We start from the raw sequence: 6,085 nt of genomic DNA, 5'->3' as shown, positions 1-6,085 counted from the left end.
CTGTAAAATCCCTATTTGTTCAACTAATAATCAGTGGGGGATGGACAAACCCCCCACTGATTAAAGTTTCACTTTATTGGAATTTTTTCAAGGATGAAAGAATACGTTTAATATTTACCATATTGTGGCATACATATAGAAAAAGGGTGCTTGGAAAGGGGAATAAAGAGAAATGGAACTCCAGTTTCAAAATGTATATCAACAGGTGGAGAATTGGTATGTGTTGGATTCGGAGCTTCCTTGGGATGTCAAAAGGCTTAGAGATGATTTGTTTTCGCTGATTGAAGTATGTAAAACGCCAGTTATTTTTTGTGATACGTGTGATGCGAATCATGTCCTTCTATCGTTAGGAGAAGAAGAAGAGGAATTTTTATTCCCAGTAGGTGGTTTTTATCATAAAGAAAAACAATTAATTTTTGTTTGTATGTGGGAAGAGTATGAGCAAGTGCTCAAAACACTACTGCATGAATTTCGCCATGCGATGCAACATAAGAGAGATATATTGTATGTTGGAAGTGAATTGTACGAAGATAGATGGATTGAGAAAGATGCGAGGAAGTTCGCGGAGAGGAAGCTAGATGAATATAAAAATAGAAAGTTAATGTAAAGCATAGTGGAGAAATAGCGCTGTGCTTTTTTATTGATTACTAAAAGTAAGTGATTGACTTTTATAAAGTTTAGTTCTAAACTAATGGTATGAAACGAGCGAGGTGATGAAATGAAAACAGAAGATAGGCTCGGATTACTATTATGGTTTCGTTTATCACGTTTTTATAACAAAAGTATTCGTGAGACGAATCAGCATTTGAAAGAATGGAATGTATCTGCCGCTCAGTTTGATGTACTAGCTCAAGTTGGAGGGCATGTCCGTTTAACGCAGCAAGAGCTTGGAAATAAGCTGTTTGTTACGAAGGGAAATATCACACAGCTTTTAAATAAAATGGAGCAGCTGGAGTGGATTCGTCGTGAACAAGAAGGTACTACAAAATATATTTCGTTAACTGAAAAGGGAAAGGGTTTATATGAAGAAATCGTCCCGCCTCAAGAAACATTCCAAGCGGAGCAGTTTCAAAATTTAAATGTAGAAGAACAACATCAATTATTACAATTACTAAAAAAGTTACAGTAAAAAATTTTAAAATAAATCTTGAATTCGAGATAATATGAGGTGAAGGGTATGTTTAGAAAAGTTGATCATAAAAATATGGGAAGAGCAAATCACGGTTGGCTAAATACACATTTTCATTTTTCATTTGCGAATTATTATAATCCCAATAACATGAACTTCGGTGCATTACGTGTAATTAACGATGACCTAGTAGCAGCACAAACTGGTTTTGATATGCATCCGCACCGTGATATGGAAATCATTTCGTACGTTGTAGATGGTGCTTTAACACATGAGGATAGCATGGGGAACCGCGGAACAATTGAGCGAGGACATGTTCAATATATGAGTGCTGGCACAGGTGTATTTCATAGTGAGCATAATTTAGGAAATGAAACATTACGTTTACTACAAATTTGGATTTTACCAGACCGTGCGGATCATAAACCAAACTATGGTGAGTTTAAATTTGATTGGAGCAAACGTGAAAACGAATGGTTTCATATGGTATCTCCATTAGAAGGAGAGGCACCAATTCAAATTCATCAAGATGCGAATTTATATGCTTTATCGTTAGATGCTGGAAAAGAAATTCGTTTTCCTGTGAAAGAAGGCCGTCAATTGTATCTTGTACAAATTGAAGGAAGTAGTGTAATCAATGGTGAAAATCTTGTTATGCGTGATGCAGCAGAAGCGGTGGAAGAAGATATTCATATTGAAGCGAAAGAGCAATCTCATTATTTAGCAATTGAATTGAAAAAACAATAAAAAGTTTATAGAAAAGAGGACATCCGAAAGATGTCCTCTTTTTTTGAGTGGAATTGTCAGAAAAAACTTTCTCAAATTTCCATTAAAGGTATCACCTTGAAAAACAAGAATTGTATAAAAGTGTCAAAAATCTTTATGGGAATGGGGAATGTTATAGTGAAAAAGAAAGTCATTTCATCAGCATTAGCCTTAACTGTTATCGCCGGGGGATTTGGAACATTTGGAGCAACGACAACGAAAGCGGAAGAACAAAACATTCAATATCATCAAGAGTTTAAAACACCTGCATACATAGGTGAAGAATGGAAAGCACCGGAAGGGCTAGATAAAAAAGAAACAGTCTTTCAATATTTAGAGAGTAAGAAAGAAATGTTCAAATTAGCAGGAAATATTGAAAAGCATTTCAATGTCGTTGGGGAAGAAAAAGATGCTGAATCCGGCACAACACACGTGAAGCTAGTTGAGAAACATAATAACATTCCTGTGTATGGTTCAGATCAAACAGTTACACTAGATAAAGAGAATAATGTAAAAGCATTCTTCGGACAAGTGATTCCGAATTTAGAGGATAAAAATCTTCCTGCGTTTGCAAATATTAGCGCAGAGCAAGCAGAAACAATTGCAAAGGCAGATATTGAAAAAGAAGTTGGTAAAGTAAAGAATTATGACGGTGTAAAAAAAGATTTATATGTGTATGAAAAGGATGGGAATTACTATCTTGCATACTTAGTGAAAGCATCGATTTCAAAGCCAGCTCCAGGGTATTGGCATTATTTTGTTGATGCGACAAATGGAAATGTAATTGAGAAATATAATGCTGTAGATCACATTACAGGATTCGGTTACGGGGTATTAGGTGCTAGACAATCATTTGAAATTGCTCAAGATGAGAAAACAGGAGCATTCAACTTATTTGATGGTAAACGAGGACAAGGTATCCATACGTTTGATGCAGAAAATATGGATGAAAACTTGTTTAATTTATTCTCACAATGGCTTGGATATACAGGAGAAGAAGTTGAAAGTAAATCTAAGTTCTTCGAAGATAAAGCTGCAGTTGATGCGCATGTAAATGCAGGAAAAGTATATGATTACTACAAAAAGACATTTAATCGTAACTCTTTCGATGATAAAGGCGCGAAGCTTATTTCTACTGTTCACGTTGGAGAAAGCTGGAATAACGCAGCTTGGAACGGTGTGCAAATGATGTATGGTGATGGCGATGGTAAAACATTTATTCCATTATCTGCTGGACTAGATGTTATCGGTCACGAATTAACACATGCTGTAACGGAACATACAGCAAATCTTGTTTATAAAAATGAATCAGGGGCGTTAAATGAATCATTATCTGATATTATGGGTGTCATGGTTGAGAAGAAGAGCTGGGATTTAGGTGCTGATATTTATACACCTGATAAACCTGGTGATGCACTTCGATCTCTGAAGGACCCAGCATCTATTCCAAATCCATTAAAACCAGGTGAAGGTTACCCAGATCACTACAATAAACGCTACACTGGAACAGCTGATAATGGCGGCGTTCATATTAACAGCAGTATTAACAATAAAGCTGCATACTTAGTATCTGAAGGCGGCGAGCATTACGGCGTGAAAGTAACAGGAGTAGGCCGTGAAGCGACAGAAAAAATTTATTACCGTGCTCTTACGAAATATTTAACTGCAAACTCTGACTTTAAGATGATGCGTCAAGCGGCACTTCAGTCAGCTGAAGACTTATATGGTAAAAACTCTAAAGCTGTACAAGCTGTAACGAAAGCTTATGATGCAGTAGGCGTAAAATAATAAGAGAAAAAGACCTGACTAGGATGTCAGGTCTTTCTTTATCCCACTTTAATGGGCAGTAAGACCCCCACCTCAAAATGCAGCGAAAGCAANNTAAAGTTTCACTTTATTTAGTCACGAATACCTAATGCGATTTTCGCCATACGTGACATACGTTCTTTAGACCAGGGCGGATTCCAAACGACATTTACTTCTATTTCATTGACTTCAGGTACGTTCGTTGATAATACTTTTTTAACGTCTGATACAATTTGCCCAGCCATTGGGCAACCGATCGAAGTCATCGTCATCGTAATGACAGCATTATTATTTTCATCTGCCGTAACGTCATAAACTAATCCAAGATTGATAATATCAACACCGAGTTCAGGGTCAATAACAGCTTCTAAGTTCGCATATAACTTTTCTTCAAATGCTTGTTGTGACATGTGTAGCACCCCCTACATATTAATGATATCGATTCTCATTATAACGGATATATGTATAAAGTGCAGGAAATGAGCTCAAAAAAATATCCCTCTTGGAAGAGGGATATTTTTGGAATGTCTATTCAGTTTTAAAATGAGATACAAGTTGATCTAATTCTTCAACTGTTTGTTTCATTTGTTTAGCAGTTTGTGTCATTTCATTCATCGTAATGACTTTTTTCTCAGCAGATTGTGCTGTTGCCGCTGTTTCACTAGATACTTCAGTTGAAATAGAAGCGATGTTATTCAGTGAAGCGTTCATTTCTTCAGCACTTGCAGCCATTTCTTCAGCAGTTGCTGAGATGTCTTGCATTTGAGTAGAGACTTTATTTACTTGTTCTACAATTGTTGTGAAAGAATTGCCAGCTTCACGAATAACATGAATGCCTTCAGATGCTTCCGAACGGCCTTGTGACATCATAGAGTTAGCAGTTTCGGTGTCTTGTTGAATTTGATGTAGTAGCTGGTTAATATCTGTTGCCGCTGTTTTAGATTGTTCAGCAAGTTTTCGAACTTCGTCAGCTACGACGGCGAAACCTTTTCCTTGTTCGCCAGCACGAGCTGCTTCAATAGAGGCGTTTAAAGCAAGTAAGTTTGTTTGTTCTGCGATATTAGAAATAGATTGTACAGCTGTATCAATGTATTTTGTATGAGTGATTAGACGTTCGACCACTTCTGATGTAGCATTTACCGCGTCGTGTATCATTGTCATTTGTGAAACAGATTTTTGAATAACAGTACTTCCATCGTTAGCTTGTTCAGATGTAGCTACAGCAAGTTCAGTTACAGATGAAGCAGATTCAGCAATGCGCTGAACACTTACTGTCATATCGTCCATTGCAGTGGAGCTTTCTTCCATGCTAGCAGATTGCGATTGAATACTTGCATTTAAGCTAGACATCGAGCTTTGAACTTTTATTGTCGCCTCACGTGATATATTCGTTTTTTCTAGCATATTTTCAGAAGCGTTTTGTACTTCCACAGATGTTTTTTGAACACGATTGATGATATGTTGTAGGTTTTCTAACATTTTATTAAATGATGTTGCGATTGTTCCAATTTCATCATTACTATTTACTTGTAGGCGGGCTGTTAAGTCACCTTCTTGAGATGATAATTCTTTTAGTTTACTATCAATTTGTTGAATTGGTTTTACAAGTTTACCAGAGAACCACCATGCAAGAGCGATAGCTACGATAATACAAATAACAAGTGATAAGAAGACAACATATTCAATTTGTAGTGAAGATTGATCAATTTTTTTGATAGATTGATCACGTAACTTAGCTTGTTCATTACTATAATTTGTGAAGTCACCAATTACTTTATAAACAGTACCATTTTCTGCATAAGCTACTTGCAGGGCCTCGTCCCACTTTTGTTCTTTTGCGAGAGGGAAAACTTTTTCTTCAATAAATTTTCTCCAAGTGGATCCTGATTCCATTGTATTTTTCATGGACTCAGAAACATTTGGATTAGAAAGAAGCTTATCTTTTGTATTCTCAAGCTCTTTACTCATCGAATTAAACTTATCAAATTCAACTTGGTCATGTTGTAATAAATACCCTCTTAAAGCAGAGAGCTGTACTTGATAAGCATCCCCGCGCTCTTTTAATTGTGTTGCAAGGGGAGAAATCTCTTTTTGTAATGCTTCAGCTTGACGAGATTGATCAATAGCAAAAAATAAAATAAAAGCTAAGGCGATGCCAAATAAAGCGCAAATCGTTCCCATCATGAACATTAGTTTTTTTCGAATGCTAATAAAACTCATATGATAAAAGCCTCCTTTGTGAAATCATAGTATTAGAATTAATTAATGTAAAAAATTGAAAGAAAGCTTTACTCCATCTGGAATAAAGCTTTCTTCTTTCCTTTAGGAATTATAGCAGACGGAATGAGAGATAGAAAGAGATATTTTAAAGTGAAAAAAGAGAGA

General features: G+C 36.1%; 6 protein-coding genes. 4 read left to right on the top strand and 2 right to left on the bottom strand.

Annotated features, from left to right (window positions below; all coding sequences use genetic code 11):
* Window positions 1-172 precede the first annotated feature (172 nt).
* From COL05_RS29415 to nprB, 4 genes are all read left to right on the top strand, one after another.
* On the top strand, window positions 173-607 hold the full coding sequence (locus COL05_RS29415; protein WP_098671174.1) for a DUF3920 family protein: 435 nt from the start codon (window positions 173-175) through the stop codon (window positions 605-607).
* A 111-nt stretch (window positions 608-718) separates the two neighbouring features.
* Window positions 719-1,129, top strand: coding sequence for a MarR family winged helix-turn-helix transcriptional regulator (locus COL05_RS29410; protein ID WP_098671173.1), 411 nt, complete (start codon window positions 719-721; stop codon window positions 1,127-1,129).
* A 48-nt stretch (window positions 1,130-1,177) separates the two neighbouring features.
* Entirely contained in the window at window positions 1,178-1,876 is a 699-nt protein-coding gene (locus COL05_RS29405) for a pirin family protein (protein ID WP_098671172.1), read from the top strand.
* A gap of 156 nt (window positions 1,877-2,032) precedes the next feature.
* Window positions 2,033-3,682, top strand: a complete 1,650-nt coding sequence (gene nprB / locus COL05_RS29400; protein ID WP_142337723.1) for a neutral protease NprB — start codon at window positions 2,033-2,035, stop codon at window positions 3,680-3,682.
* A 110-nt stretch (window positions 3,683-3,792) separates the two neighbouring features.
* Here nprB and COL05_RS29395 read toward each other — a convergent pair whose 3' ends face one another.
* Window positions 3,793-4,110, bottom strand: a complete 318-nt coding sequence (locus tag COL05_RS29395; RefSeq protein WP_000082521.1) for a metal-sulfur cluster assembly factor — start codon at window positions 4,108-4,110, stop codon at window positions 3,793-3,795.
* 118 nt (window positions 4,111-4,228) lie between these two features.
* Window positions 4,229-5,920: a methyl-accepting chemotaxis protein gene (locus COL05_RS29390; RefSeq protein WP_098671171.1), complete on the bottom strand. Its 1,692-nt coding sequence runs from the start codon at window positions 5,918-5,920 to the stop codon at window positions 4,229-4,231.
* Window positions 5,921-6,085: the final 165 nt, after the last annotated feature.

Source organism: Bacillus sp. AFS059628, from assembly GCF_002571225.1.
Classification (GTDB): Bacteria; Bacillota; Bacilli; order Bacillales; family Bacillaceae_G; genus Bacillus_A.
The sequence above is the reverse complement of the archived record's forward strand: the minus strand, read 5'-3'. Positions and strand labels throughout refer to the sequence as shown.

Coding starts and splice junctions, on each gene's coding strand:
- COL05_RS29390 (WP_098671171.1), bottom strand. CDS start 5,920: ATGAGTTTTATTAGCATTCGAAAAAAACTAATGTTCATGATGGGAACG.
- COL05_RS29395 (WP_000082521.1), bottom strand. CDS start 4,110: ATGTCACAACAAGCATTTGAAGAAAAGTTATATGCGAACTTAGAAGCT.
- COL05_RS29410 (WP_098671173.1), top strand. CDS start 719: ATGAAAACAGAAGATAGGCTCGGATTACTATTATGGTTTCGTTTATCA.
- COL05_RS29405 (WP_098671172.1), top strand. CDS start 1,178: ATGTTTAGAAAAGTTGATCATAAAAATATGGGAAGAGCAAATCACGGT.
- COL05_RS29415 (WP_098671174.1), top strand. CDS start 173: ATGGAACTCCAGTTTCAAAATGTATATCAACAGGTGGAGAATTGGTAT.